This window comes from Hydrogenophaga taeniospiralis CCUG 15921 (assembly GCF_001592305.1).
GTDB classification, from domain to species: Bacteria; Pseudomonadota; Gammaproteobacteria; order Burkholderiales; family Burkholderiaceae_C; genus Hydrogenophaga; species Hydrogenophaga taeniospiralis.
Genome location: NZ_BCWR01000023.1, coordinates 55,357 through 81,758 on the forward strand (window position 1 = coordinate 55,357; position 26,402 = coordinate 81,758).

General features: G+C 68.0%; 23 protein-coding genes. 13 read left to right on the top strand and 10 right to left on the bottom strand.

Translation table 11 applies throughout. The features are described 5' to 3' along the window. Window positions 1-78: 78 nt before the first annotated feature. From HTA01S_RS23150 to HTA01S_RS23180, 7 genes are all read right to left on the bottom strand, one after another. The gene (locus HTA01S_RS23150) at window positions 79-558 is read right to left on the bottom strand and encodes a hypothetical protein (RefSeq protein WP_157572241.1); all 480 of its coding nucleotides are present in this window, start codon (window positions 556-558) and stop codon (window positions 79-81) included. A 60-nt stretch (window positions 559-618) separates the two neighbouring features. Next, the gene (locus tag HTA01S_RS23155; protein ID WP_169804807.1) at window positions 619-2,637 is read right to left on the bottom strand and encodes an SdrD B-like domain-containing protein; all 2,019 of its coding nucleotides are present in this window, start codon (window positions 2,635-2,637) and stop codon (window positions 619-621) included. Continuing rightward, complete coding sequence (locus tag HTA01S_RS25610; protein ID WP_068175888.1) at window positions 2,634-3,437, bottom strand: COG1470 family protein; 804 nt, start codon at window positions 3,435-3,437, stop codon at window positions 2,634-2,636. Before HTA01S_RS25610 ends, HTA01S_RS23155 begins: the two co-directional genes overlap by 4 nt. Before the next feature lie 21 nt (window positions 3,438-3,458). Next, window positions 3,459-3,920 (bottom strand): hypothetical protein, encoded by a 462-nt coding sequence (locus HTA01S_RS23165; protein ID WP_068175893.1) that lies wholly within the window; start codon window positions 3,918-3,920, stop codon window positions 3,459-3,461. Next, window positions 3,917-4,552, bottom strand: coding sequence for a hypothetical protein (locus HTA01S_RS23170; RefSeq protein ID WP_068175894.1), 636 nt, complete (start codon window positions 4,550-4,552; stop codon window positions 3,917-3,919). The genes HTA01S_RS23165 and HTA01S_RS23170 overlap by 4 nt, the downstream gene beginning before the upstream one ends. A 155-nt stretch (window positions 4,553-4,707) precedes the next feature. Beyond that, the gene (locus tag HTA01S_RS23175) at window positions 4,708-5,292 is read right to left on the bottom strand and encodes a hypothetical protein (protein ID WP_068175897.1); all 585 of its coding nucleotides are present in this window, start codon (window positions 5,290-5,292) and stop codon (window positions 4,708-4,710) included. A 200-nt stretch (window positions 5,293-5,492) separates the two neighbouring features. Beyond that, the gene (locus HTA01S_RS23180; RefSeq protein WP_068175988.1) at window positions 5,493-6,002 is read right to left on the bottom strand and encodes an Lrp/AsnC family transcriptional regulator; all 510 of its coding nucleotides are present in this window, start codon (window positions 6,000-6,002) and stop codon (window positions 5,493-5,495) included. 174 nt (window positions 6,003-6,176) lie between these two features. Here HTA01S_RS23180 and HTA01S_RS23185 point away from each other — a divergent pair, with 174 nt between their 5' ends. From HTA01S_RS23185 to HTA01S_RS23205, 5 genes are all read left to right on the top strand, one after another. After that, entirely contained in the window at window positions 6,177-9,770 is a 3,594-nt protein-coding gene (locus HTA01S_RS23185) for an indolepyruvate ferredoxin oxidoreductase family protein (protein WP_068175901.1), read from the top strand. 113 nt (window positions 9,771-9,883) lie between these two features. Then, the gene (yajC, locus tag HTA01S_RS23190; protein WP_068175904.1) at window positions 9,884-10,204 is read left to right on the top strand and encodes a preprotein translocase subunit YajC; all 321 of its coding nucleotides are present in this window, start codon (window positions 9,884-9,886) and stop codon (window positions 10,202-10,204) included. Window positions 10,205-10,330: 126 nt separating this feature from the next. Then, complete coding sequence (gene secD / locus HTA01S_RS23195) at window positions 10,331-12,214, top strand: protein translocase subunit SecD (protein ID WP_068175907.1); 1,884 nt, start codon at window positions 10,331-10,333, stop codon at window positions 12,212-12,214. 20 nt (window positions 12,215-12,234) lie between these two features. Then, window positions 12,235-13,191, top strand: a complete 957-nt coding sequence (gene secF, locus HTA01S_RS23200) for a protein translocase subunit SecF (protein ID WP_068175912.1) — start codon at window positions 12,235-12,237, stop codon at window positions 13,189-13,191. 83 nt (window positions 13,192-13,274) lie between these two features. Then, entirely contained in the window at window positions 13,275-15,653 is a 2,379-nt protein-coding gene (locus HTA01S_RS23205) for a DUF1631 family protein (protein WP_068175914.1), read from the top strand. Between the two features lie 138 nt (window positions 15,654-15,791). On the opposite strand, the gene dprA is transcribed toward HTA01S_RS23205, so the two are convergent. Together dprA and HTA01S_RS23215 are read right to left on the bottom strand one after the other, a co-directional pair. Then, window positions 15,792-16,880: a DNA-processing protein DprA gene (gene dprA, locus HTA01S_RS23210; RefSeq protein ID WP_068175917.1), complete on the bottom strand. Its 1,089-nt coding sequence runs from the start codon at window positions 16,878-16,880 to the stop codon at window positions 15,792-15,794. A 7-nt stretch (window positions 16,881-16,887) separates the two neighbouring features. After that, complete coding sequence (locus HTA01S_RS23215; RefSeq protein WP_084236522.1) at window positions 16,888-18,252, bottom strand: LysM peptidoglycan-binding domain-containing protein; 1,365 nt, start codon at window positions 18,250-18,252, stop codon at window positions 16,888-16,890. Between the two features lie 266 nt (window positions 18,253-18,518). On the opposite strand from HTA01S_RS23215, the gene def reads away from it, so the two are divergent. The 8 genes from def (at window position 18,519) to HTA01S_RS23255 (ending at window position 25,610) form a co-directional block, all read left to right on the top strand. After that, window positions 18,519-19,040: a peptide deformylase gene (def, locus tag HTA01S_RS23220; protein ID WP_068175919.1), complete on the top strand. Its 522-nt coding sequence runs from the start codon at window positions 18,519-18,521 to the stop codon at window positions 19,038-19,040. A gap of 13 nt (window positions 19,041-19,053) precedes the next feature. After that, window positions 19,054-20,064 carry a methionyl-tRNA formyltransferase gene (fmt, locus tag HTA01S_RS23225; RefSeq protein ID WP_068175922.1) on the top strand — a complete coding sequence of 337 codons (1,011 nt, stop codon included), beginning with the start codon at window positions 19,054-19,056 and terminating at the stop codon, window positions 20,062-20,064. Window positions 20,065-20,070: 6 nt separating this feature from the next. After that, window positions 20,071-20,814 carry an AzlC family ABC transporter permease gene (locus HTA01S_RS23230; protein WP_068175923.1) on the top strand — a complete coding sequence of 248 codons (744 nt, stop codon included), beginning with the start codon at window positions 20,071-20,073 and terminating at the stop codon, window positions 20,812-20,814. Then, window positions 20,807-21,142 carry an AzlD domain-containing protein gene (locus tag HTA01S_RS23235; RefSeq protein ID WP_068175926.1) on the top strand — a complete coding sequence of 112 codons (336 nt, stop codon included), beginning with the start codon at window positions 20,807-20,809 and terminating at the stop codon, window positions 21,140-21,142. Before HTA01S_RS23230 ends, HTA01S_RS23235 begins: the two co-directional genes overlap by 8 nt. A 174-nt stretch (window positions 21,143-21,316) precedes the next feature. Beyond that, window positions 21,317-22,108 (top strand): glycosyltransferase family 2 protein, encoded by a 792-nt coding sequence (locus HTA01S_RS23240; protein ID WP_218017387.1) that lies wholly within the window; start codon window positions 21,317-21,319, stop codon window positions 22,106-22,108. Beyond that, window positions 22,098-22,895: a TVP38/TMEM64 family protein gene (locus tag HTA01S_RS23245; protein WP_068175929.1), complete on the top strand. Its 798-nt coding sequence runs from the start codon at window positions 22,098-22,100 to the stop codon at window positions 22,893-22,895. Before HTA01S_RS23240 ends, HTA01S_RS23245 begins: the two co-directional genes overlap by 11 nt. Beyond that, window positions 22,885-24,600 (top strand): ArnT family glycosyltransferase, encoded by a 1,716-nt coding sequence (locus HTA01S_RS23250; RefSeq protein ID WP_068175933.1) that lies wholly within the window; start codon window positions 22,885-22,887, stop codon window positions 24,598-24,600. The genes HTA01S_RS23245 and HTA01S_RS23250 overlap by 11 nt, the downstream gene beginning before the upstream one ends. Then, window positions 24,597-25,610, top strand: coding sequence for an NAD-dependent epimerase/dehydratase family protein (locus HTA01S_RS23255; RefSeq protein ID WP_068175937.1), 1,014 nt, complete (start codon window positions 24,597-24,599; stop codon window positions 25,608-25,610). The genes HTA01S_RS23250 and HTA01S_RS23255 overlap by 4 nt, the downstream gene beginning before the upstream one ends. Here HTA01S_RS23255 and HTA01S_RS23260 read toward each other — a convergent pair. Next, window positions 25,586-26,362 (bottom strand): phosphatase PAP2 family protein, encoded by a 777-nt coding sequence (locus HTA01S_RS23260; RefSeq protein ID WP_068175940.1) that lies wholly within the window; start codon window positions 26,360-26,362, stop codon window positions 25,586-25,588. The genes HTA01S_RS23255 and HTA01S_RS23260 overlap by 25 nt on opposite strands. Window positions 26,363-26,402 lie beyond the last annotated feature (40 nt).

Sequence of the window (26,402 nt, forward strand, 5' to 3'; positions counted from 1 at the left end):
TAACGGGTGCCGTCATGTGAGCGTGGGGTTTACATCCCGAAACCCGTTTTCGTGGACGAGCGACCACGAAGCGGGGGCTCAGATGGCCGAGATATCGGTCTGCACCGGCCAGTTCAGGGCGTTGGCGCCGCTGTCGCTGGTGCCAAAGCGGTGTTGCAGCAGCACGGTGTAGCGTCCCGGGCGGGTGCCGCAGAGGCGGTAGCCGTTGGTTGCAGGGCTGAGCTGGATGCCGCTTTGTGGGGCGGTCTGCACCTCCCAGGTGCCGAGTTGGGGGGCGGTGCGCTGCAGCGAGACGCAAAAACCCCGCTTCATGGTGGACAGCACCACCAGGCGCTGCTGGGCGCTGGCCTCGCCGTCGACGAAGGCGTCGAGCAGCTGCGGGTGGCTGTTTTCCAGCACGCGGATCACCGGCGGGACGATGATGCGGATGTCCAGCGTCGCACTGGCGCTCAGGGCGGTCGATGTGCTCGCGCTCTCGCCCATGCTGGCGGCCGGACTGAACAACAGGCCGAGCGCCGCCAGAAAAGACGGCAACAAGGGGCGAAGTGGCGCGGACATGCCACCTGTATCGGCCGCCCGTGGCCCAACTTGATGGTGACCGATGGCCGGTCTGCAGGCTCAGTTGTCGCTGCGCTGCACCGGCAGGCTCAGTCGGGTGGTTTCGCGCAGCCGCACGTCCACCTTGGCCTGGCCTTCGTCGACCACGCCCCAGGGCAGGGGCAGGGTCTCGTTGCGCACGGTCACGGTACGCGGGCCGCTGGCGACGAAGGGGAATTCGAAGCGGCCCTGCGTGTCGGTGCGCACGGCGTAGCGGTTGTCCAGGTACACCGTGACGCCCGGCACCCCGGTTTCGCTGGCTTCCTGGGTGCCGCTGCGGTTGGTGTCGAAATACACCGTGCCTTCGATGCGCCCGCCGCCATCCGAGGGTTTGCCGCCCATGGGCACGCTGCGGCTGCCGGCCTGCAGCTCGTAGCGCAGCACGGCGTGGAACGAACGGTAGGCGCTGGTGTTGACCGCGGTCTGTGGGGGGGCCAGGGGGTCGATCGAGGTGCGCGTGCGGCTGCGCCCGGTGGAGCGGATGGCGCTGCCCTCCAGGCTCCAGCGGGTGTCGATGCGCCAGCTGGCGCCCAGGTTCAGGCTGTTGCGGCTCGCGCTGGCGCTGGCGTGTTCGGTGTTGAGGCTGCCGTGCAGGCTGGCGCGCGAGGTCACCGGGGCCGAGAAGCTGATCGCGGTGGACCACAGGCTTTCGGCGGGCAGGCCGCTGGTGGCATCGGCGCCGGCATGGCCCACGCCCACGCTGGTGGAGACCGTCCAGCCCTGGGGCACCGCCCAGTCCTGGTCGTAGCTCAGCAGTTGGGACGAGGCCTGGCTGGCGCCGCCTTCGAGCTCCAGGCGCAGGCCGCTGGTGCCCCAGCCGTTCTGCCAGCGGTAGTCGCCGTAGCTGCTCCAGGCCCGGCCGGCGTAGTTGCGCAGGGCCGCGCCAAGGCCCAGGTTGCTGTCGCGGCTCAGGCGCCAGCGGGCGCTGGAGGTGGCGTAGTAGCCGTCGGAGCTGCGCCCGCTCACGGAGCGCAGCCAGTCGACCGAGCCCTCGGCCGACCACTGGCGGGTGCGCCAGCCCGTGCTCAGGTGGGCGCCGGTGATGTCGTTGGCCATGGGCAGGTTGGCCCAGTTCAGCCCGGGGTCGAGCCGGTACAGCCCCGCCCCGTAGCGCCGGGGGCCGTCGTCCCATTCGCCGTCGAGCCAGTAGCCGGCGAGCGCGCCGCGCGCATCGTTGACGCGGCTGCGCATGGCCTTGGCCTGCAGGCGGTGTTGTGCCCCTTCGTGGCGCGCGGCCACCAGGGTGGCCTGGGCATCAACCCGCTGGTCGGACGCGCTGGGCGCGCCCACGGGGGCCACGTCCTGCGCGCTTTCGTGCTGCAGGGCCAGGGTCCAGCCCTCGCGCGACTCGCCCAGCGGGTCGCTGGCGCTGTCCGCGTCCAGCCGCCACTGGGCGCCCAGGGTGCTGCGCCGCCCGGCCAGCCGCTCGAACCCGGAAGCCGGCTGGATCTGCAACTGCCCGGGCACCCCGGTGGCGGCCTGCAGCTGCAGGCCCCGGCCCGGGTTTTCCCACTCGCCGCCCACGCCCTGCAGGATCGAGGTGGGCACGAACACGCGCGAGGGCAAGCGGGTGATGGCGGGCGCGGGCGTGCTGATGATGCCGAGCTCGTGGTTGGCCAGCCAGCCGCCGGCCAGCGGCATGCCGCGCTGGCGCAGGGTGAGGGTGCCCTGGCGGTCGCTGGGCGTGAAGCTGCCGTCCAGCGACAGGGTGCCGTGGTTGGGGGTTTCCAGCAGCCCGTAGAGGTTGTAGCCCAGGCGGGTGCGCTGGCTTTCGTCAAAGGGTTGGGTGCCCAGCCGGGTTTCCAGCCGCAGGAAGCGCGGCCATCCGGCGCGGTCGTAGTCGTAGCCGGCGTCCTCGTCCAGCGACTCGGGCTGCAGACCCTCGATGACACGGTCGACGTAGGCCGGGACTGGCGATGTAGCGGTGGCCGTGGGCTCGGTGGACGCAGCCACGGCCGGGGGCGTCTGGGCCTGCGCCTGGCCCGCCGCGCCCAACAGGGTCGCCAGCAGCAAGCGGCCTGGCCGGGATGCCAGGCTCATGGAGCAAAACTCGCGTCCAGCGGAAGACGGTTCTTGCCCCATTCCAGGTTGCCCTTGACCACCAGCGGGAAGCGGATCTCGGGCACGGGCTGGCCTTCGTCGACCACCGGCCCGAGCGCCACGCTGCGCGTCTCGCCGGGCAGGATGGGCATGTCGGTGGGGGTCATCTCCAGGCGGCGTCCGGCGGCATCGGTGGCGTTGACGAAGCCTTCCAGCCGGCCATGGGCGTTGCCGCGGTTGCGGATGTCCAGCATCGCGACCGGTTTGCCCCCGACCATGGCCACGCGGGTGGCGGCGAGTTCGAGCGCGGGCTCGGCGCCACCAATGGCGGCATAGACGATGACGCCGATGCGCCCACCCACGTCCACGCTGCTCTTGGCCGGGTCCACGCCCTCGACCATGATGGCGAAGCGGCATTCGCGCGCCGGCGTGCCCGGCGGGGGGGTGATCTCGAACCGGAAGCGGTAGCGCGCGCCGGGCTCCAGCGTGAGTTCACGCCGTTCGATCGCGACCCAGGGGCGGCAACTGTCGGGCGCAAGCTCGTCGCTGAAGGTGACGGTGTTGTCCGGCAGATAGGTCCAGTCGTTGGTGTACAGGCGGTAGCCCCCTTTGAGCTGGCCCACGTGCTGGATCTCGAACACCTGGCGCAGGCTCTGGCCGGGCGCGATCTTGACGTCGAACCGGGGCGGCGTGATGTACGCGGCGAAGCCCTGGGCGCTGGCGAAGGGGGCGGCGGCCCACAGCAGGCAGCCCAGCAGCAGGGTTTCGAGGCGTTGGAAGCGGAACATCAGAAAAGGCATGGGGGAAGGACTCTCGGCCTCTCAGTCGGCATCGAACTCGAAGTGGAAGTTCAGGCGTCGGGTGTTGCTCTGCCAGTCCGCGCCCGAGCGCAGGCGCACGTGGAACTGGTCCTGCAGCGTGGCGCCCGGAATCTGGCCCGCGTACACCAGCGCGCGCTCGCCCGACACCAGGCGCCCGCCCAGCAGGCGCCCCTGCGTGGTCCACACGGCCTCGATGGTGGAAGTCTCGTCGCGCGGCAACACCATGTAGACGCGGCCGCTGCGCCCGATCCACTCGCTCGTGTCGATGCGCACGTTCACCCGCAGCCAGGCTTCCATGCCACCCACGTCGGACCGGCTCTTGGCCACGGGCCGCCACTGCATCTGCACGTTGGGCGGCACCGTGTGGCTCTGCGAGTCGTCCAAGCGGTGCGGGTTGGCCAGCACCGGACCGGCCAGCAGCCCGCCCAGCAACGCGAGCAGCAGCGGGCGCGTCAGCGTCATGGACTGCTCAGGGTGTAGGTCACCCGGCCGTTGTAGGTGCCCGCGGCGCGCACGGCGCTGTTGGCGTAGCTGAAGGTGTGGCAGTTCTCGATGTAGCGGTTCGCGGGCACGGTGGCCAGGGTCTGCGTGCCGCCGTTGAAGGTGCCGGCGGGAATCACGTTGGGCGCGTTGCTGCCCGGTGCGGACACGGTCCAGCTGACCTGCGAAATGGGGATGGTGTCACCGCCGGTGGTGGTCAGGCTGGCCGGTGAGGTCACGCTCAGCGTGGCGCTGGCGGGGCCGTTGAAGGCGTTGCTGCGCCGGTAGGAGGCCCCCACCATCACCTGGCTGGCGGGTGTGGGGCAGGTGGCATAGTTGTCACCGTACAGGCTGGTGGCCTGGGTGCTGTTGCTGGTCATGGCCAGCGCGGTGCCGTTGCCCAGCTGCGCCGTGGGCACCGTGACCTGCACCAGGTTGATGGTGCCGTTGTTGTTGTCGTAGGTGCCGTTGCCCACGTGCAGGAACACGCGGCGTGAGGCCGCCGCAAGGGTCAGCGACCAGGCCTGCGCCGCCGCCATGTGTGCGCCACACAGCAGCGCCAGGCAGGCGGCGGCGAGCCGTCTGGGGGTGTGCGGGCGCGGGAAGTGGTTCATGGTGTCGGTGTGATCGCCGGCCGTCCGGGCGGTTCCGGGGGGAGGACCGGTGGCGGCCCAAATGACAACGGAGGGCTGCGGTGTGCAGGCCCTCCGTGGTTTGACCGGTGGTGGCGCAGGCGCTCACCGGTGTCGGCGACGCAGGACCTGCGTGCTCAAGGCATCGTGGCGGTGTAGGTCACTCGGCCCGAGTAGGTACCAAACGCCGGCGTGGTGGCGTTGGCGTAGCTGTATTCCCAGTTGGCGGTCTGGTTGGTGACACGGCCGGCCAGGGTGGGCAGGCTGGTGCCCCCGTTGAAACCGGGAGCAGGCAGGGCCGCATTCGTGGTGGTCACCGACAGCTCGGTGAAGGGAATGGTGTCGGCGCCGCTGGTCAGGTTGGCCGGGTTGGTGGCGGTGATGGTGATCTGGCCATCGTTGCCGAAGACGCGCACCGGCACGGCATTGCCGCCGGGCAGGGGGCCGTCGTTCGATATGGACGCGGCCGCAGCGCCGGTGCCGACGTCCAGCGGGTTGGTGGAGTAGTCGAATGTCAGCGTGTTGATGCTGCCATTGTTGGCCAGCGGGGTGGCCGCGCCGGAGCCCACACCCAGGAACAGCACGCGCGGAATCACAACGCGCAGGTCCAGGCGGGCGGTGGCGGTGCCGGCACCGGTCACCAGTTGGGACTCGGCCGAAGCCAGGAGAGGCGCCGCCATGGCCAGCGCCAGGGCGGACTTGAGGAGCAGGGAGTTTTTCACGACGTTACCTTCAAGGATGGAAAACCGGCGTGGCCGCAGCACTTTGAATACTTTGGTCACTTTTATAGTGAGGCCGATGGTACGGAGTGAGGTCTATTGGCGCAAGCCCATATCCGGGAAAAAGTCACGTTTTCCAAGCACTTACGGTCACTTATTCCCCCGGCGGTCGAGGTTCGAGGATGGGCGGTTGCAAAAAGGGCTCAAGTTTTCGTGGAACGTGCCGTGCCAGAACTTTTGGTTGACAGGTGTGACAACGGAAGTGCACTGGCGGACTTGACCTCGCCGAGCGAAAAACTGGTGTGCAGATCCTTCACGTTGGGCAGGTTGATCAGCACCTCGCGCGCGAAACGGCTGAAGTGGTTGAGGTCGGGGCAGACCACCTGCAGCTCGAAGGTGCCCGAGCCGCTGATGTAGTGGCAGGAGACGATTTCGGGGATGCCCCGGATGGCGGCTTCCATCTGGCGCAGCACGTCGCCGCTGTTGCGTTCGGCATCGAGCCGCACGAAAGCGAGCACGCCCAGCCCCATTTTTTCGCGGTCGAGCTCGGCCCGGTAGCCGCGGATGAAGCCCTGTTCTTCGAGCGCGCGTACGCGCCGCCAGCAGGGCGCGGCCGACAGACCCACGCGGTTGGCCAGCTCGGCGTTGGTCAGGCGGCCATCGTTTTGCAGTTCGTTCAGGATGGCGAGGTCAAACTTGTCGAGTGTTTCCATGGTCGGCATTATTGGGGAAGAATCTTTCCTTGGTGGCGGAAATTTCGGCATGAAAAGCAAACACCTGTCGGCGTCCGGGTCATACACTGTGCGGCACACTGAAACAGGCTGATCCGGCCTGTTGACAGTTGACATCCGCTCACGAGGCGGCCCCCACCCACTGGAGACAACAAGATGAACGCCCCACTGCCCGAACACATCCGCCGCGCGCTCGAAACCGTCACGCTGGACGACAAATACGCCCTGGACCACGGCCGCGCCTTCATGAGCGGCGTGCAGGCGCTGGTGAAGCTGCCGATGCTGCAGCGCCAGCGTGATGCCCTGCAGGGCAAGAACACGGCGGGCTTCATCAGTGGTTACCGCGGTTCGCCGCTCGGTGGCTACGACCAGGCCTTGCAGAAGGCGGCGCCGTACCTGAAGGCACAGAACATCGTGTTCCAGCCGGGCGTGAACGAGGAACTGGCGGCCACCGCGCTCTGGGGCACGCAGCAGCTGGGCTTTGCACCCCCCGGCTCCAACAAATTCGATGGCGTGTTCGGCATCTGGTACGGCAAGGGTCCGGGAGTGGACCGTTGCTCCGACGTGTTCAAGCACGCCAATATGGCCGGCACCACGCCCTGGGGCGGCGTGATCGCGGTGGCCGGTGACGACCACGTGGCCAAGAGCAGCACCGCCGCGCACCAGAGCGACCACATCTTCAAGGCCTGCGGCCTGCCGGTGTTCTTCCCGACCAGCGTGCAGGACATCCTGGACCTGGGGCAGCACGCCATCGCCATGAGCCGCTTTTCCGGCGTCTGGGCCGGCATGAAGACGATCCAGGAGATCGTCGAGTCCAGCGCCACGGCCATGATCGACCCCGAGCGGGTCGAGATCGTGATCCCCGAGTTCGACATGCCGCCTGGCGGCGTGCACATCCGCTGGCCGGACCACGCGCTGGACCAGGAAGCGCGCCTGTTCGACTTCAAGTGGTACGCCGCGCTGGCCTACATCCGGGCCAACAAGCTCAACCACAACGTGATCGCCGGCCCGAACGACCGCTTCGGCATCATCGCCAGCGGCAAGGCTTTCAACGACACGCGCCAGGCGCTGCTGGATCTGGGCCTGGACGACGTCACCTGCCGTCGCATCGGCCTGCGTCTGCACAAGGTCAACGTGGTCTGGCCGCTGGAAGCGCAGACCACGCGCGAATTCGCCACCGGCCTGCGCGAGATCCTGGTGGTGGAAGAGAAGCGCCAGGTCATCGAATACCAGCTGAAAGAAGAGCTCTACAACTGGCGCGGCGACGTGCGGCCCAACGTGCTGGGCAAGTTCGACGAGGTCGAAGGCGATTTCAGCGGCGGCGAGTGGAGCATGCCCAACCCGAGCGCCCACACCCTGCTGCGCGCCAACGCCGACCTGTCGCCGGCCATCATCGCGCGCGCCGTGGCGCGTCGCCTGCGCAAGCTGGGCCTGCCCGAGGACGTGCAGGCGCGCATCGACGCGCAGCTCGCCATCTACACCGCGCAGGAGCAGTCGATGCAGACGCTGCTGACCAAGGGCGTCGAAGGCGCCGAGCGCCAGCCCTGGTTCTGCTCGGGCTGCCCACACAACACCAGCACCCGCGTGCCCGAAGGCTCGCGCGCCATGGCCGGCATCGGCTGCCATTTCATGACCATCTGGATGGACCGCGCCACCGTGGGCTTCACCCAGATGGGCGGCGAGGGCGTGCCGTGGATCGGTCAGCAGCCCTTTTCCCATGACCAGCACATGTTCGCCAACCTGGGGGATGGCACCTACTTCCACAGCGGCATCCTGGCGATCCGCCAGAGCATCGCCGCCGGTGTGAACATCACCTACAAGATCCTCTACAACGACGCCGTCGCCATGACCGGAGGTCAGCAGGTGGGCGAACGGCCCGAGGGCCACAGCGTGGTGCAGATCGCGCAGAGCATGCGCGCCGAGGGCGCGGTGAAGATCACCATCGTGACCGACGAACCGGAGAAATACGCTTCGGTGAGCGGCCTGCCCAGTGGCATCGCGATCCAGCACCGCGACACGCTGGATGCGGTGCAGCGCGAGTTCCGCGAGATCAAGGGCACCACGGTCATCATCTACGACCAGACCTGCGCCACCGAAAAACGCCGCCGCCGCAAGCGCGGCACCCTGGTGGACCCGGCCGAGCGCGTGGTGATCAACGAGCTGGTGTGCGAGGGCTGTGGCGACTGCAGCGTGCAGAGCAACTGCCTGTCGGTGGAGCCGCTGGAGACCGAGTTCGGCCGCAAGCGCACCATCAACCAGAGCAGCTGCAACAAGGACTTTTCCTGCGTCAAGGGCTTCTGCCCGAGCTTCGTCACCGTGGAAGGCGGCCAGCTGCGCAAGAAAGACAAGAAAACCGGCGGTCTGGAATGGACCGGTGGCGTGTTGCCGCAGCCGTCCCTGCCCGCGCTCGACACCGAGGCCTGGGGCATCATCGTCGCCGGGGTTGGTGGCACCGGGGTCATCACCATCGGCCAACTGCTGGGTATGGCCGCGCACATCGAAGGCAAGGGCATCGTCACGCAGGACGCGGCGGGCCTGGCGCAAAAGGGCGGCGCCACCTGGAGCCACGTGCTGATCGGCGCGCACCAGGATGCGATCCGCACCACGCGTGTGTCGGCCGCCTCGGCCGACCTCGTGATCGGCTGCGACCCCATCGTCGCCGCGCACAAGGAAACCTGGCAGCGCCTGCGCGCCGGGCGCAGCCATGTGGCGCTCAACGCCAGCGCCACGCCCACGGCCGCCTTCGTGACCCACCCGGACTGGCAGAACCCGGCGCAGGCCTGCGTGGACGCGCTGACCCGCAGCCTGGGCGCGGACGAGGTGGGCGTGTTCGACGCCGAAACCGCGGCCACGAAGCTGATGGGCGACAGCATCTACACCAACCCCATGATGCTGGGCTACGCCTGGCAGCGCGGCTGGGTGCCGCTGGGGCACGACGCGCTGATGCGCGCCATCGAACTCAATGCCGTGCAGGTGGAAAAAAACAAGACCGCGTTCGAATGGGGCCGCCGCGCCGCGCACGACCCGAAAGCGCTGGCCGCCTTGCTGGTGCCGGCGGGCGCGGGTGCGCAGGTGATCCAGTTCAAGAAGCGCGAGACGGTGGATGGTCTGGTGGCGCGCCGCGTCGAGTTCCTGACCGGCTACCAGAACGCCGCCTACGCCGCCGACTACCAGCGGTTCGTGGAGAAGGTGCGGGTGGTCGAGGCGCCGCTGGGCAAGACCGTGCTCACCGAGTCCGTGGCGCGCCAGCTCTTCAAGCTCATGGCCTACAAGGATGAGTACGAGGTGGCGCGCCTGCACAGCGACCCGGCGTTTCACGCCCGGATCGCCAGCCAGTTCGAGGGCGATTTCAAGCTGAAGGTGCACCTGGCGCCGCCGCTGATCGCGAAGAAGAACGAGAAGGGCGAGCTGGTCAAGCAGAAGTTCGGCCCGGCCATGTTCACCGTGTTCCGCGTGCTGGCCAAGCTCAAGGGCCTGCGGGGTACGGCGCTGGACATCTTCGGCCGTACCGAGGAGCGGCGCACCGAGCGGGCCCTGATCGGTGAGTACCGGGCCTGTGTGGAAGAGTTGCTGCAGGGCCTGAACGCCGACAACCACGCGCTGGCGCTGGAGATCGCGAACCTGCCGGAGCAGATCAAGGGGTTCGGCCATGTGAAGGAACGTCATCTGGCGGCCGCGCGCAGCCGCTGGAGCGGCCTGATGGCGCAATGGCGCCAGCCCCCCACGGCCTCTGTGACCCGGGCCGCCTGATCGCGACCCCCGCAACATACAATCGCCGGTTGAGTTCAAAGCGCCTGGCGCTGCCCCACGGGGCCGCCGGGCCTTTGGCGCTGTTGTGCACCTGAACCTGTTGGAGACCGTCCGTGTTCATTTCTTCCGCTTACGCCCAGGCCGCCACCGGTGGCGATACCCAATCCACCATCATGGGCATGCTGCCTCTGGTGTTGATGTTCGTGGTGCTGTATTTCGTGATGATCCGCCCCCAGATGAAGCGGCAGAAAGAGCACAAGGCCATGGTCGAGGCCCTGGCCAAAGGCGACGAAGTCGTGACCGCCGGGGGTTTCCTGGGCAAGGTGTCCAAGATCGGTGACATCTACATCGGTGTGGAACTCGCCAATGGCGTGGAAGTCCAGATGCAACGCTCGGCCGTGACGCAGGTGCTGCCCAAGGGCACTATTAAGTAACACCCCCGCGCCGGGCTCACTGCGTGGCCCGTCACCCCCTCAAGGGGGCAATGCGGGCGGCCCGGCAGAGCCGGTTCCGCCGCATTCACGGATTGCTACCCCTCAAGCCACCTTGGTTGCCTTCTCATGAACCGATATCCGCTCTGGAAGTACCTGATCATCGCTTTCGCGCTGGTGATCGGTTTGCTGTATGCCCTGCCCAACGTCTTTGGTGAATCGCCGGCCGTCCAGGTGTCGGCGGGGCGGGCCACGGTGCGTGTGGACGCGGCCACGGTCACCCAGGTCGAGCAGGCGCTGGCCGCCCAGGGGCTCACGCCGTCGCTGATCCAGCTCGAAGGCAACTCGGTCAAGGCCCGGTTCGAGACCACCGACGACCAGATCAAGGCGCGCGACGCGCTGGAGCGGGCGCTCAACCCCGATCCGACCAGCCCGAGCCATGTGGTCGCGCTCAACCTGCTGCCGCGCACGCCCGCCTGGCTGGCCGGCCTGAACGCTGCGCCCATGTACCTGGGCCTGGATCTGCGCGGCGGTGTGCATTTCATGCTGCAGGTGGACATGCCCGCGGCCCTGCAGCGGCGTGCCGACGTGCTGGCCGCCGACCTGCGCTCCGCCCTGCGCGAAAAGGGCGTGCGCCACGGCGGCGTCAGCCGCAATGGCCAGACCATTGAGCTGCGCGCACGCGATGAAGCCACGGCGCAGGCGGCGCAGAACGTGATCCAGGACCAGTTTCCCGATCTGCAGCCGGTGCTCACGCCCGAGGGCGGTGAGTTCCGCGTCGTGGCGACCCTCAAACCGGCGGCGGCGCTGCTGGTGCAGGACCAGGCGCTCAAGCAGAACATCACCACCCTGCACAACCGCATCAACGAACTGGCCGTGTCCGAGCCGGTGATCCAGCAGCAGGGCGCCGACCGCATCGTGGTGCAGCTGCCCGGCGTGCAGGACACCGCCAAGGCCAAGGACATCCTGGGCCGCACCGCCACCCTGGAGGTGCGCCTGGTCGACGAAAGCGCCGAGGGCCTGGCCGCCGAACGCGGCACCGGCGCGGTGCCGTTCGGTTCCGAACGCTACCCCGAGCGCAGCGGCCGGGCCGTGATCGTGAAACGCGAGGTGCTGCTCAGCGGCGAGAACCTCACCGACGCGCAGGCCGGCTTCGACAGCCAGACCCAGGAAGCCGCGGTGCACCTGACGCTCGACGCCAAGGGCTCGCGCATCTTCCGCGACGTCACGCGCGACAACGTGGGCAAACGCATGGCCATCATCCTGTTCGAAAAGGGCAAGGGCGAGGTGGTGACGGCCCCGGTGATCCGCACCGAAATCGGCGGTGGCCGGGTGCAGATCTCGGGTGCGATGACCACGGTGGAGGCCAGCGACACCGCGCTGCTGCTGCGCGCCGGCTCACTGGCCGCGCCCATGGAGATCATTGAGGAGCGCACCATCGGCCCGAGCCTGGGTGCTGAAAACATCGCCAAGGGCTTCAACAGCGTGATGTGGGGCTTCGCGGTGATCGTGGTCTTCATGTGCGTCTACTACATGCTGTTCGGCGTGTTCTCCAGCTTGGCGCTGGCGTTCAACCTGGTGTTGCTGGTGGCGGTGTTGTCCATGCTGCAGGCCACGCTGACGCTGCCAGGCATCGCGGCCATGGCGTTGGCGCTGGGCATGGCGATCGACTCCAACGTGCTGATCAACGAGCGCGTGCGCGAGGAGCTGCGCAACGGCGCATCGCCGCAGTCGGCCATCAACGCCGGTTACGAACACGCCTGGGGCACTATCCTGGACTCCAACGTCACCACCCTGATCGCGGGCGTGGCCCTGCTGATCTTCGGCTCCGGCCCGGTGCGCGGTTTTGCGGTGGTGCACTGCATCGGCATTCTCACCAGCATGTTCTCCTCGGTGGTGTTTTCGCGCGGACTGGTCAACCTCTGGTACGGTCGTCAGAAGAAGCTCAAGACCGTGTCCATCGGCACCGTCTGGCGCCCCGACGCCGCCAACGCCGTCGCCAAGGCCGACTGAAGACTTGAAGGTAAAGCAGCATGGAACTCTTCCGCATCCGCCGCGACATCCCGTTCATGAAGCACGCCATCGTGCTCAACGCGATCTCGGCCATCACCTTCGTCGCTGCCGTCATCTTCTTGGTGACCCGGGGCCTGAACCTGTCGGTGGAATTCACCGGTGGCACCGTCATGGAGGTGGCCTACGAGCAGCCGGCCGACCTCGCCGCCGTGCGCCAGGTGGTGGAGTCGCTCGGTTATGCCGAGGTGCCGGTGCAGAACTTCGGTTCCGCCCGCGACGTGCTGCTGCGCCTGCCGGTGCAGGCGGGCAAGAGCTCGGGACAACAGAGTGAGGCTGTGCTGGCCGCACTGAAGGCGCAGAACCCGGCGGTGGCGTTGCGCCGCTCGGAGTTCGTGGGGCCGCAGGTGGGGCAGGAGCTGGTGGAAGACGGTCTCAAGGCGCTCGCCATGGTGGTCGTCGGCATCATGATTTACTTGGCGTTCCGTTTCGAATGGAAATACGCTGTGTCGGCCATCATCGCCAACCTGCACGACGTGGTCATCATCCTGGGGTTCTTTGCCTTCTTCCAGTGGGAGTTCTCGCTGGCGGTGCTGGCCGCGGTGCTGGCGGTGCTGGGTTATTCCGTCAACGAATCTGTGGTGATCTTCGACCGGATCCGAGAGAGTTTCCGCCGGCACCGCAAGAAGACCACGTCTCAGATCATCGACCACGCCATCACCTCCACCATCAGCCGCACCATCATCACGCACGGTTCAACCCAGATCATGGTGCTGTCGATGCTGCTGTTCGGTGGCCCGACGCTGCACTACTTTGCGATGGCGCTGACCATCGGCATTCTCTTCGGCATCTATTCGTCGGTGTTCGTGGCCGCCGCCATCGCGATGTGGCTGGGTATCAAGCGCGAGGACCTGATCAAGGGCGGAGGCAGCCGCAAGGAAGGTGATCCCGATGATCCCAACGCGGGTGCTGTCGTATAAGCGCGAACAAGCCTGGGCTTGCGGGTATGCGAGGGCCCGCGGGGCTGAGCGGCTGAGTGCTTTCGTGTCATACTGAAAACATTGTGTCGTCACCCGATCAGAACGTCTCGTCCCTAGCCAAACAGGCGCGTGAACTCTTCGTGGTTCAGGTGGGCCGCGCCCTTCCCGAACTGGTCAAGGCCTGCGACACCCGGCTCACCACCATCCTTGATCAGGCCGGCCCGGCGCGCGAAATGCAGGAGCGCCGCGATGCCTGGACCGCCTTTCAGAAAAACCAGACCGCCTGGCTCAACCAGAGCCGCAAGGCATTGCAGCGCACCCTGCTGCCCCGTTTCAGCCAGTCGGGCCACGAGGTCAGCACCCCGGGCCGGCTGGAGTTGATGGCCGAAGGGGTCATGGACGACCAGATCATGGCCTCGCGGCTGGCCATGCGGGTGCTGGATCTCGCCTCCACCGAACTCAACGAATTGCGCCTGCGCATCCAGCATCTGGAAAAACGCCAGGAGCTGCCGCGCGGCGACGTGCTGCTGCCCGACGTCACGGCCCGCATCCTGGTGGACCAGTGGCTCGACGTGCACATGACCCGCGAAAGCTGGCAACTGGTGCAGGACGCGCTGGCGCCGCTGATGGCCAAGAAGCTGCTCGAGGCCTACAAGGCCACCAACGAGTTCCTGGTGTCCAGCGGTGTCATGAAGGAGATCGACCTGCAGGCGCTGGTCAAACGCACACCGGGCGGCCGCTCGGCGACCCCGCCGGTGCCCAGGAGCGCCGCTGCCCCCGATGCGCAGGGGCGTGCGGGTCAGGGGCCTGGTTCCTCCCCGGCGCGTTGGGGCCCGGGTGGTGCCGCGACCGATTCAGGCCGCAGCGGCCCACCGAGCTCCTCACATGGGAGCATGTCGTCGTCCAGCATGGGTGTTCACGACGAAACCCGCATGATGACCGGTGCGTCGCCGCTGGCCCGTGCCCGCATGCGTGCGCAAGGGGTGATGGGTCGGCTCAAGCGCATGCTGATGGACAAGGTGGGCAGCGACTTCGAAGCCACTCAGCTGGTGCCGCCGTCCCCGGGGCTTCAGCAGGCCATGGAGCAGCCGCTGCCGATGATCAACATCAATGCCGGCGTGTCCAACGCGGGGGACGCTGGTGCAGGCGTGGCCTACATGGACGCCACGCATGTGGAACAGGCTGCCAGGGTGCTACGCCAGCGCACGACCGAGCTCAAGGAAGCGGCCTCCACACCGACCGAAAAGGCCACCATCGAGGTGGTGGCGCTGATGTTCCAGAGCATCCTGGCCGAGGAGCGCATCCCGCCGAGCGTGCGGGTCTGGTTTGCACGGCTGCAGATCCCGGTGTTGCGCGTGGCGCTGGCCGAACCCGAGTTTTTCAGCGCCCTGCAGCACCCCGCGCGGCGCCTGATCGACCGCATGGGCTCCTGTGTGTTGGGCTTCGAGTCCAACGTCGGATCGGCCGCCCTGGAGGCCGAGATCAAACGCGTGGTGCAGGTGATCGAGCAGTACCCCGAAACCGGTCGGCGGGTGTTCCAGCTGGTGCTCGACGAGTTCCAGAAGTTCCTCTCCACCTACCTCAGTGAAAACGGCAGTGCGAGCCGCTTCGTCAGCGTCGCGCAGCAGGTGGAGCAGAAAGAAACCCTGTCGGTCCAGTACACCATCGAGCTGCGCAAGCTGCTCGATGAGGTGCCGGTTCGCGACGAGGTGCGGGACTTCCTGTTCAAGGTCTGGGTGGACGTGCTGGCGGTGGCCAGCGTCAAGTACGGCCTCAAGCACGAAGAAACCACCTCGCTCAAGCAGGTGGCGACTGATCTGCTGTGGGCGGCCAGCGCCAAGCCCAATCGCAACGACCGCGCCCGCGTGATCCAGCAACTGCCGAGCCTGCTGCAGCGCCTGCGCCAGGGCATGGGGTTGCTCGGGTACCCACCCGGGCTGCAGGACCAGCACATCAAGTCCGTCAGCGATACGCTGGCCGATGCGTTCATGTCGCGCACCGAACCGATCTCCCAGGAAAGCCTGGACCTCCTGTCCGACCGGTTAGCGAACCTGGAAGACTACATCCCCGAGAACGGCATGGGGGATCTGGATCTGGACAACGAGAGCATCGAGATGATCACCGGCGTGGACGCCAGCAACATCGAGGTGATCAACCAGGGCGGCAGCCAGCCCAACGAAGCCATGCGCGCCTGGGCGGTGGAGCTGCAGATCGGTTCCTGGTTCGGGTTGGACCACAACGGCAAGCTCAACAGTGTGCAACTGGCCTGGCGCAGCGAGCGTGGTCAGCTGTTCATGTTCGTCACCAACGGCGGACGCTGTTTCCTGGTCCAGTCCAACCGGGTTGCGGCCTACCTGCAGGCCGGTTTGCTGGTGCCCAGCGAGGAAGAGGCGCTCACGGTGCGGGCCACCCGCGACGCGCTGGCCAAGCTCGACGCCAACCCCGAGAGACTGCTCGGCTAACCACCCCACCCCCATTGCTGGCTCACTCTGTGAGCCAGCTCCGCCCCTCAAGGGGCCATGCCAGCGGCCCGGCGGAGCCGGTTCCGCGGCATTCTGGGTTGAGACATTGCGCGTCGAAACCCTCTTGGTTTTGATGGCTCAGCTTTGCCCGATTCGCTGCAGCAAGCCACCGGGCATGCGACTCACCTCGCCGTCCAGCTCCAGATCCAGCAAGCGGGCCTGCAAGGTGGCGGTGTCCAGCCCGGTGCGGGCCTGCAACGCGTCGAAGCTCACCGGGTCGTAGCCCATGGCATCGAGCAGGCTGTCCGGGCGCGGTGTCGGGGTCTCGGGCGCCGTCGGCGCCTCGGCCATGTGCAGATCTTCCAGAATGTCCTGCGCCGATTCCACCAGCTTGGCACCCTGCCGGATCAGCGCATGGCAGCCACGCGACTGCGGCGCGTGGATCGACCCGGGGATGGCAAACACCTCGCGGCCCTGCTCGGCCGCCAGCCGCGCGGTGATCAGGGAGCCCGACTGCACGGCCGCTTCCACCACCAGCGTGCCTTGCGACAGCCCGGCGATGATGCGGTTGCGCATCGGGAAGTGGGCCGGTAGCGGTGGCGTGCCCAGCGGGAATTCGCTGACGATGGCGCCCTGTGCGGCGATGCGGTGGGCGAGCGCCAGGTGGCGTTTGGGGTAGACCCGGTCCAGCCCGGTACCGACCACCGCCACCGTGGGTGCACCGGCGTCCAGGGCGCCGGTGTGTGCGGCCCCGTCCACTCCCAGGGCCATGCCGGACACCACGCACACGTCGGCCTGGCCCAGCGCAAAGGCGAACTGGCGCGCGTTGGTTTCGCCCTGCGGCGTGGGATTCCGACTGCCCACGATGGCCAGCCGGCGGGGGTGGCGAAGCGCCTCGGGTTGACCCTGTACGTACAGCAGCAAGGGCGGGTCCGCGATCTGCAACAGGTCAGGCGGAAAGCGCGGATCGGCCAGCGTCAGCACGTGGCGATCCGTCGACGCCGCCAGCCAAGCCATCACCCGATCCACCTGGGCTTCCAGATCTTCGGGTGGCGTCTGCAGGGATTGCGCGAGCCTGCTTGGCACGACCACCGACAGTGCGCTGACGGACTGCTCGAACACCGCCTCGGGCAGGCCGAAGGCGCTCAGCAGTTTGCGCGCATGCTCCGGGCCCACGCCGGGCGTGAGCAATAGCCGCAACCATGCGGCCAGCTCGTCCCTGCTCATGCGCGGATCAGGGGTTGGTGAAGCGGTCGCCCACCTTCACGCCATCGGCGATCTGCAGCACCAACGCGTAGGACACCTTGTCGAAGGTCCGAAACACCATCATCAGGCCATTGCGTTCGCCGGGCAGGCGCAGGGTTGGCCGGCTGTCGTCGGTCTTGTCGACCAGGGTGTTGCTGTCGCTCAGCAGGGCCAGCACATGGCCGCGCTCGATGCCGTGTTCGCGGCCCCGGTTGATGGCCACCACCTGGTTCTGTGCCGCAAACGTGACCGCATTGCCGTAGACCGAAACGATCTGGCCGGTTTGGGTACTGCTCGGCGCGGCCGGCACGTAGTGCGGGAACTCGCGTGGCGGCTCGGGCAGCAGGCGATCGCCCACGCGCATTTCTTCCTTGGCCGAGACGATGTCGATCGTCGCCGGCACGATCTCGCCCACAGGGGGCTTGGCGGGGGCGGCGGCGCTGGCGGCGGGCTTGTCCCGCTCGATGTTGGCCGCGGTGCGTTCGAACTGCGGGGTGTAGACGTCCTGGGTCGCGGGCTGGGCGGGCTGGACTTTGGCCGGTGCCGCCGCGGCCGCCTGGCGGGACTCGCCACGCACGATGAAGGCCTTGCCGACGTACTGTGCCTCGTAGGCCAGCACTTCACCCGTGCTCGGGTCCTTGAGCGGAACGGCGTTGCGGAAGACCCGGTAATCCCTCGGTTGGCCCGACGCAGTGCTCAGGGGCTCGACCTCGGTTTGGGCGTTGTCGCCGTAGAACGAGCGCGCATAGGCACGGTCTCCACGGCTGAGCAGCACACGGCTGTCTTTCGCGGCCACGATCCGGGGCGCCCGGGCGAACGTGGCTTCGTCCACGATCAGAGGCTCCGTGAGGAAGGCCTCGATGGCCTGCAGCGAAATCGGGGGAATGGCGGACTCGGACAGGCCTTCGTAACGCGTGCGCGGCGACACGCGCACGGTCTGCGGCTCACCGTTGTCACCGGGGCGGCGTGTGCTCAGGCGGGCGCGGCCGCCCGACTTGTCGAGGTACAGCACCTGGCCCGGGTAGATCAGGTGCGGGTTGCGGATGTCCTGCATGTTCATGCCCCAGAGCTCGGGCCAGCGCCAGGGGCTCTGGAGGAAGATGCTGGAAATGCCCCACAGGGTGTCGCCGCGTTTGACGGTGTGGCTGTCGGGCGCGTTGGGGGCCAGTTCGTGCAGCGGCACGCCGGACTCGGCCACCAGGTTGGCGGTGGCGCGCTGGTCTTGCGTGATCGGATGGTTCTGGGCCCAGGCCGTTGCGCTGGCCAGCGTGGCGAACACGGCGACGGCGCAGGCCAGCGGGCGCAGGGTCTGAATCGGGTGGAAATTGGCGGACGCGCAGGTTTTCAATGGCATGTGTGGGCCCTGTGGCAGTCGCCACCGCTGCCCGAACCTTGCCCGCAAAGGGGGTGGCGGTACCAGCGCGGTCGCGCTTTTGACTTGACAATTCGCATTTGATTTTGCGCCCAAGCCCTTGATTAGGCAATGTTTATGGCGTTCGAGTCTCACGCCCCGGTTCAAAAGTGGCGAAAATAGCGACAAACCGTAACCCGGTCGCCGCGCCGCACCATCGGCCCGCCGGGTTGACTCCCATTTCCGATGCCCAGTGGCCGCGACCGACCATGACTTCGCCGACTTTGCTCAACATCCTGCGCTACCCCGATTCGCGACTGCACACCGTGGCCAAACCTGTCCAGGCGGTGGACGATCGCATCCAGGAGCTGATCGGCCGCATGTTCGCCACCATGTACGACGCCAGTGGCATCGGCCTGGCCGCGACCCAGGTGGACGTGCACGAGCGCCTCGTCGTGATCGACGTCAGCGAGACGCGCGACCAGCCGCTGGTGCTGATCAACCCGGAGATCGAGTGGGCCAGCCCGGAAACCCGTAAGGGCGAAGAAGGCTGCCTCTCGGTGCCCGGCATTTACGACGGTGTGGAGCGCTCGGTGGCGGTGCGGGTGCGCGCCCTCGACGGCGAGGGTGAGGCGCGCATCATCGAGGCCGAAGGCATGCTGGCCGTGTGCATTCAGCACGAAATGGACCACTTGATGGGCAAGGTGTTTGTGGAATACCTGTCCCCCCTCAAGCGCAACCGCATCAAGAACAAGCTGGTGAAGGCCCAGCGTGACATGGAGCGGTCGTGACGACTGTGAGCCCATGAGAGTCATTTTCGCGGGCACGCCCGATTTCGCCCGGGTGGCGCTGGAGCGCCTGCACGCGGCGGGCTTCGAGATCGCCCTGGTGCTGACCCAGCCCGACCGGCCGGCCGGTCGGGGCATGAAGCTGCAGGCCTCGGCGGTGAAGCAGTTCGCCCAGGCGCAGGGCATGCCCGTGGCCCAGCCGCGCAGCCTGCGGCTGGACGGCCGATACCCCGAGGACGCGGCTGCGGCGCGCGAGGCCATCGTGGCCGCCCGGGCCGATGCGATGGTGGTGGCCGCCTACGGCCTCATCCTGCCGCAGTGGGTGCTGGATGCCATGGGGGCTGCCAGCGCTTCAGGTCTGGGCCTGGGTTGCCTCAACATCCATGCCTCGCTGCTGCCGCGCTGGCGCGGCGCCGCGCCAATTCACCGGGCCATCGAAGCGGGTGACGCGGCCACCGGCGTGACCATCATGCAGATGGACGCCGGGCTGGACACCGGCGACATGCTGCTGGTGGAGCGCCTGCCCATCGGCGAGGCCGAGACCACGGGCGAGCTGCACGACCGCCTGGCCGAACTGGGCGGACGGCTGATCGTGGAGGCGCTGGAACTGGCCGCCTGCGGCGGTTTGCGCCCGGTGCCCCAACCAACCGAGGGCGTGAGCTATGCCCACAAGATCGAAAAAGCCGAGGCCAGCATCGACTGGTCACTGCCCGCTGCCGTCATTGCGCGGCGGGTGCGGGCCTTCAACCCGTTTCCAGGGGCGTCCTTCGCCCTGGCGGGTGAGCCGGTGAAGCTGTGGGCGGCGCACGCCGAAGCGGGCCCGGCGCCGGCCGCGGGCACGCCGGGGCAGGTGCTGGCCGTGGGAGCGGGCGGCATCCGTGTCATGACCGGCGAGGGTGTGCTGGTGCTCACCGAGTTGCAGCGCGCGGGCGGCAAGCGTCTGGGTGTGGCCGACTTCCTGCGCGGCTTTCCCCTCGAAGCCGGGCAGGTTCTGGACGGCGTGGCCCCGCAGAGCGTGGTGGGCTGACTCGGCGTGTTCTACCTGCGCGAGCACCGCCAGCGGGTGGAATTCCGGGAGGGCGTGCGCGATCAGGCCACGGTAGCCATGGGCATCGCCGCCTGGGGCCTGATGACCGGTGTGGCCATGGTCAAGTCCGGCCTGTCGGTGCTGGAGGCGCTGCTCATGACGCTCATCGTCTACGCCGGCAGCGCCCAGCTCGCCGCCGTGCCCATGATCACGGCGGGCGCACCGCTGTGGGTGATCCTGGCCGCGGCGTTCTGCGTCAACCTGCGCTTCATGGTGTTCTCGGCGCATCTGCGGCCCTATCTGATGCATCTGCCGCGTTGGCAGCGGCTGGTGTCGGGCTATGTCACCGGCGATCTGAGCTATGTGTTTTTTGCCCGCCGTTTCCCCAAGCCGGGCCAGACGCCGGAAGAACTGGCGCGCCAGCAGGCCTACCTGATGGGCAACTGCGCGGTGAACTACGTGGCCTGGATGCTGGCCAGTGTGGTCGGGGTGCTGCTGGCCAACGCCATCCCGACCGCGTGGGGCCTGGGCTTTGCAGGCATCCTGGCCTTGCTGGGGGTGCTGAGTTCGCTGGCGAGCTCACCGCTGCGCATCGTCTCGGCCGGTGTGGCCGGAGCCGCGGCGGTGGCGGCCTGGGCGCTGCCGCTCAAGCTCAACATCCTGGTGGCCATCGCCAGCGCGGTGGCCATCTGCCTGATCATCGAAAGCCGGGCATCGGGTGGCAGCGCGCCAGGAGGGCGGCATGTTTGACCTCAACCCCTGGACTCTGCTCACCATCGTGGCGATGGGCGTCGTCACGGTGGTCGCGCGCGGTTTCTTCCTGATCTCCAGCAAGCCCTGGACCTTGCCGCACTGGGCCCAGCGCGGCCTGAAGTACGCGCCCATCGCCGCTCTGTCGGCGGTGGTGATTCCGGAGATCGTGATGACGCAGGGCCAGATCATCCACACCTGGCAGGACGCGCGCCTGTTTGCCGCCGCCGCCGGCGTGGCCTGGTTTGTCTGGAAACGCGGCGTGCTGGGCACCATCGTGGCCGGCATGCTGGTGTACCTGCCGCTGAAGATCGGGCTGGGCTGGTAGGTCGAACGCAAACAACCACCGAACCGGGTGGGTGAAAATGGACGACCGGCGACTTTTCTTAAGAGATGCTTAAGAAAGCTTACCGATAATCGCAAGGCGTCAGGGTTTTCCCTCGGGCGCCGCTGTTGCTGACCGGCAGCAGACCCAGATGATTCCTGAATGGTGACCCAGAACATGTCAGCTCCCAGCCCGGCGGCGAGCCTTGCGGCGCCGTCCAGCGCCACCCCCCTGATCTCCGTGTTGATCCCGGCCAAGGACGAGGCCGGCAACATCGGCCAGCTCGTGACCGAGGTGGTGGAGGCTTTGCGGCCCGTGTGCGGTTTCGAGATCGTGCTGGTGGACGATGGCAGTGGCGACGGCACGGCGGCCGAGTTCGTGCAGCGCTGCACCGCGCTGGGCGCCGCCGCCCAGCTGATCCGGCACCAGGCCAGCGTGGGCCAGAGCACGGCGCTGTCCACCGCCGCCCGGCACGCCCGGGGGCGTTACCTGGTCACCATCGACGGCGATGGCCAGAACGATCCGGCCGACATCCCGGCTCTGCTGCGCCAGGCGCAGGCCCTGGAGGCGGGGGGCGAGCATTTCTGCATCGCGGGCTTTCGCCACAAGCGCAAGGACACCGAGTGGAAGAAGATCCAGTCGAAGATCGCCAACGCCGTGCGTCGCCAGATACTGGACGACGGCGTGCCCGACACGGGCTGCGGCCTCAAGCTGATTCCGCGCGCGACCTGGCTGCGGCTGCCCTACTTTGACCACATGCACCGCTACATTCCCGCGCTGGTGCGCCGCCTGGGTGGCCGCATCGCGGTGGTGCCGGTGAACCACCGCCACCGCACGGCCGGGGTGTCCAAGTACACCGCCTGGAACCGCGTGTGGGTGGGCATCGTCGACATGTTCGGCGTGCGCTGGCTGACCCGGCGCAGCAAGCAAGCGGTGGTCGCTCAGGTGGAAACCATCGGTGAAATCTAGCGCCAAACTGCTCGTCAAGCCGCTGGGGCTGACGGCTGTGCTGACGCTGGCCTTTGTCTCCCTGCACTACGGCTGGTGGGGATCGTTCACTGAAGAGGACCTGCTGCGCCAGCTGTTCCAGCAGCACTGGGCCGTGGCCTGGCCGGTGTTCGCCCTGGGCGGCATTCTCTACACGGCCGCGGGTGGCCCGCGCCAGGTGCTGGCCTTCAGCTGCGGGTACCTGCTCGGGGGTTTTGCGGGCGGGGTGGTCAGTGCGCTGCTCACCGGGTTTGGCGCGCTGCTGACCATCGCCGTGGTGCGTCAGATGGGCCTGGACTGGATGCGCCAGCGCCATGGCGACCGGATCGATCTGTTGCGCCGGGTGCTGGCCGAAGACACCTGGCTCTGGATCTGCATCATCCGGCTCATGCCCGTGGGCAGCAATCTGGCGACCAACGTGGCCGCGGCGCTCGCCGGCCTGAGTCGGCGCGGGGTGTTCCTGGGCAGCCTGCCGGGGTACCTGCCGCAGTCCTTGCTGTTCAGCTACGCCGGGCGCGGCGTGGCCCTGCAGGACAGCTCGAAGATCTGGATGAGTTTTGCCTTGCTGGTGGGCTCCAGCGTGCTGGCCTGGTACCTCTACCACCACGGTTTCAAGCAGCGGCTGGAAGCATTGAAAGTCACCCCCGCGCCGCCTGCGGCGTCACCCCCTCCAGGGGGCGATGCCAGCGGCCCGGCGGAGCCGGTTCCGCGGCTGCCTGGGACGGATGGCGTTGCAGGCTTGATGGAGCGCAACACCCATGACGTCTGACACCACTGTGCGCCGCCAGACGCTGTTCTGGCTGGCGGCCACGGCCCTCGTGCTGCTGGCCGGCATCGGCCTGCGCTACCCCTGGCCGGCCGACGAGCCCCGCTTCGCTCAGATCGCCCGCGAGATGGTGGAGGGCGGCCAGTGGCTGTTTCCCACCCGGGGCGGCGAGTATTACCCGGACAAGCCGCCGGTGTTCCTCTGGTTCAGCGCCCTGTTCTACGGGTTGCTGGGCAACCTGAAGCTGTCGTTCCTGCTGCCCAGCGCGCTGGCCTCGATCGGCACCCTGTGGCTGGTGCACGACCTGGGCCGGCGCCTGTGGAATGCGCAGACCGCCCTGTTCGCCGTGCTGGTGCTGGCTTTCACGCCGCAGTTCCTGCTGCAGGGCAAGGCCGCGCAGATGGATGCCCTGGTCACGTTCTGGATCACGCTGGGCTGTTATGGCCTGCTGCGCCATTTCCTGACCGGGCCGCACTGGCGCTGGTATTTCCTGAGCTGGGTGGCCATGGGCCTGGGCATCATGACCAAGGGCGTCGGCTTCCTGCCGCTGCTGATGCTGCTGCCGCTGGCGCTTTGGGTGAAACGCCCGGTCGACGGTGCCGCTCCGGTTTGGAGCTGGAGGCTGCTGCTGGGCTTGCCGGTGATGCTCGCGGTGATCGCGCTCTGGCTGGGGCCGATGCTCTGGCAGGTGCACAGCGTCGGCACCGACACCATGGTGGCCTACCGGAACGACCTGCTGTTCCGCCAGACCGGCGAACGTTTCGTGAACGCCTGGCACCACGTCAAGCCCTGGCACTACTTCTTCACCCAGGCGATTCCGACCGTGTGGTTCCCGCTGCCGCTGCTGATGCTGGTGTTCTGGCGGCCGCTGGCGGGTCTTCTGCGGGAAGACCCGAAGCTGCGCGTGCTGCTGGCCTGGGTGGGACTGGTGCTGCTGTTCTTCTCGCTCAGCTCGGGCAAACGCGAGGTCTACATCTTCCCGGCGCTGCCCTTGTTGTCGCTGGTGGTGGCGGTGCTCTGGGGGCAGGTGCGCGAACGCGCACTGGCCTGGAAGATCGGCACCGTCCTGCAGTGGCTGCTGATGGCGCTGGCCGTGCTGCTCGCCGGCCTGGGCCTTGCCCTGCTGCTGGCCCCGCACCGGCTGCCGGCGCGGCTGCAGGACTACAGCGAACTGCTCGGCGCGGTGGCCTGGCCGCTGATCGGGCTCGGGCTGGCGTGGCTGGCCCTGCTGCTGTGGCTGCGCCGCGCCGACCTGTTCGTGCGGCTGGCGGCCAGCAGCCTGGCGGTCTGGCTGTTTGTCTCGCTGCTGGTCTGGCCGCTGGTGGACCCGTACCGCACACCGCAGCGCCTGATGCAGCAGGTGGAGCAGCGGCTGCCCGCCAGCGCCGAGCTGGGCCTGCTCTTTTTCAAGGAGCAGTTCCTGCTCTTTGCCGAGCGGCCGCTGACCCACTTCAGCTACCTGGCGCCACTGGCCGAGCAGGAGAAAAACGCCTGGATCTGGATGCGCGAGGCGCCTGGGCGCCACCTGCTCGTGCCCACCGACGCCGAGTTGAGCTGTTTCGACGTGAGCCGCGCCGTCTCGCTGGGCGAGGCGCACCGCCGAGAATGGGTGCTGCTGGGGCCCGACACCCTGGCGAGCGCCTGTGGCAGCCCGCGCAAGGCCCAACGTTTTGTTTACCGCCCCGTGACGCGCGGGGTCCTGCCATGACCGCTTCGACTCCCCACGCCGTTGGCCCCGTGCTCGTCACCGGCGCCGCCGGTTTCATCGGCTTTCACCTGAGCCAGCGCCTGCTGGGCCTGGGGCTGCAGGTGCACGGCCTGGACAACCTGAACGCCTACTACGAACCCAGCCTGAAGCAGGCCCGCCTGCGGCAGCTGCAGGCGCAGCCGGGTTTCGTGTTCCACGCGCTGGACCTGGCCGACCGCGACGCCATGGCCCGGCTGTTTGCCACGCACCGCTTCGAGCGCGTCGTGCACCTGGCGGCCCAGGCCGGCGTGCGCTACTCGGTGGACCACCCCATGGCCTATCTGGACAGCAACCTGGCCGGCATGCTCACCGTGCTCGAAGGCTGCCGCCACAGCGCCGTGCCGCACCTGGTCTACGCCTCGTCGAGCTCGATCTACGGCGCGTCGCGCCAGATGCCGCTGCGCGAGGACCAGGTCACCGACCAGCCGATCTCGCTCTACGCCGCGAGCAAGAAGGCCAACGAGCTGATGGCCTACAGCTACAGCCACCTCTACCAGATCCCGGCCACGGCGCTGCGGCTGTTCACGGTGTACGGCCCCTGGGGCCGGCCCGACATGGCGATCTTCAAGTTCGTGCGCGCCATCCTGGCGCAGCAGCCGATCGACGTCTACAACAACGGCCAGATGCGCCGCGACTTCACCTATGTGGATGACGTGATCGATGCCGTGGTCAAGGTGATGGCCGTGCCGCCGGTGGCCAGCGCGGGCGCGGCGGCGCACCGCGTGCTCAACGTGGGCAACAGCGCGCCGGTGAGCCTGCTGGACTTCATCGGCTGCATCGAAAAGGCCACCGGCATCGAGGCCATCAAGCGTTTCCTGCCCATGCAGCAGGGCGACGTGCCCGAAACCTGGGCCGACACCACCGCGCTCGAACAGGGCTTCGGTGTGCGGCCCCACACCGAGCTGCAGCTGGGCGTGCAGCGTTTCGTGGACTGGTACCGCGGCTATTACGGCGACGGCTCCGCGGCTTGAGAGGCTGAGCGTCCTTCGCGCCGGCCCGCGGCCATCCAGGGTCGCGCCGTGTACCAGCCCGCCAGGCTGACCCCGCCGCAGATCAGCAGCGTCCACAGCGTGTGGCTGGGGTGGTGTGCGCCGCGCAGGGTTTGTGTGGCGCCCGCCACCAGCCCCACGAGCAGCACGGCGCCCAGCACACCCCAGCCGCGCCGCGCCGGGCGGGCCGCGGCGTGTGGCGGTGCCAGCCAGGGCAGGCAGAGTGCCAGGAAGGCGAAGGCGCTGGAAGCGTGGCCGCCCGGGAAACAGCGGCCACCACCGCCATCCCCGACCCAGAGGTTCCAGTGGGACACATAGCTGGCGTGGCCGCCGAACAGCTGCAGCTCCCAGGGGCAGCTGGTGCGGCTGCTGGACTTCACCAGGTTCACCGCCAGCAGCGACAGCAGCACCAGCAACAGCACCACCACCCGCTCGCGCCGCGCAAGCCCCGGCCGCACGCCCCCGGGCCGGGCGGGCCAGAGCGCCCAGAGCCCGAGCAGGGCGAACAAGCCGAGCGCTACCCGGCGCAGGCCATCGTGCAACACCACCTCCAGCAGCCACTGGTGGCGCCAGGCAAACCCGTCGGGGTGGCCGATGGCCTGCATGACGGCGAGGTCGGCGCCCGAGACATCCCAGCCCAGGGTCAGCAGCAACATGGCGGCCCAGGCCTGCAGCAGTCGGGGGAGCGGCGGGCGTGCCGCCGCGAGGGAGGGGTTGTGGGTGGGGGCATGCATGGGGCACCATCATCGGTGGGCCGCTTTAAGGGGTGCTTAA

What these genes read in the sequence shown, in the direction of transcription:
- dprA (WP_068175917.1), bottom strand. Translation starts at nt 16,880, where the DNA reads ATGAGCAGGGACGAGCTGGCCGCATGGTTGCGGCTATTGCTCACGCCC.
- HTA01S_RS23260 (WP_068175940.1), bottom strand. Translation starts at nt 26,362, where the DNA reads ATGCATGCCCCCACCCACAACCCCTCCCTCGCGGCGGCACGCCCGCCG.
- HTA01S_RS23240 (WP_218017387.1), top strand. Translation starts at nt 21,317, where the DNA reads ATGTCAGCTCCCAGCCCGGCGGCGAGCCTTGCGGCGCCGTCCAGCGCC.
- HTA01S_RS23215 (WP_084236522.1), bottom strand. Translation starts at nt 18,252, where the DNA reads ATGCCATTGAAAACCTGCGCGTCCGCCAATTTCCACCCGATTCAGACC.
- secD (WP_068175907.1), top strand. Translation starts at nt 10,331, where the DNA reads ATGAACCGATATCCGCTCTGGAAGTACCTGATCATCGCTTTCGCGCTG.
- HTA01S_RS23150 (WP_157572241.1), bottom strand. Translation starts at nt 558, where the DNA reads ATGTCCGCGCCACTTCGCCCCTTGTTGCCGTCTTTTCTGGCGGCGCTC.
- HTA01S_RS25610 (WP_068175888.1), bottom strand. Translation starts at nt 3,437, where the DNA reads ATGCCTTTTCTGATGTTCCGCTTCCAACGCCTCGAAACCCTGCTGCTG.
- HTA01S_RS23255 (WP_068175937.1), top strand. Translation starts at nt 24,597, where the DNA reads ATGACCGCTTCGACTCCCCACGCCGTTGGCCCCGTGCTCGTCACCGGC.
- HTA01S_RS23250 (WP_068175933.1), top strand. Translation starts at nt 22,885, where the DNA reads ATGACGTCTGACACCACTGTGCGCCGCCAGACGCTGTTCTGGCTGGCG.
- secF (WP_068175912.1), top strand. Translation starts at nt 12,235, where the DNA reads ATGGAACTCTTCCGCATCCGCCGCGACATCCCGTTCATGAAGCACGCC.
- fmt (WP_068175922.1), top strand. Translation starts at nt 19,054, where the DNA reads ATGAGAGTCATTTTCGCGGGCACGCCCGATTTCGCCCGGGTGGCGCTG.
- HTA01S_RS23185 (WP_068175901.1), top strand. Translation starts at nt 6,177, where the DNA reads ATGAACGCCCCACTGCCCGAACACATCCGCCGCGCGCTCGAAACCGTC.
- HTA01S_RS23170 (WP_068175894.1), bottom strand. Translation starts at nt 4,552, where the DNA reads ATGAACCACTTCCCGCGCCCGCACACCCCCAGACGGCTCGCCGCCGCC.
- HTA01S_RS23180 (WP_068175988.1), bottom strand. Translation starts at nt 6,002, where the DNA reads ATGGAAACACTCGACAAGTTTGACCTCGCCATCCTGAACGAACTGCAA.
- def (WP_068175919.1), top strand. Translation starts at nt 18,519, where the DNA reads ATGACTTCGCCGACTTTGCTCAACATCCTGCGCTACCCCGATTCGCGA.
- HTA01S_RS23235 (WP_068175926.1), top strand. Translation starts at nt 20,807, where the DNA reads ATGTTTGACCTCAACCCCTGGACTCTGCTCACCATCGTGGCGATGGGC.
- HTA01S_RS23165 (WP_068175893.1), bottom strand. Translation starts at nt 3,920, where the DNA reads ATGACGCTGACGCGCCCGCTGCTGCTCGCGTTGCTGGGCGGGCTGCTG.
- HTA01S_RS23155 (WP_169804807.1), bottom strand. Translation starts at nt 2,637, where the DNA reads ATGAGCCTGGCATCCCGGCCAGGCCGCTTGCTGCTGGCGACCCTGTTG.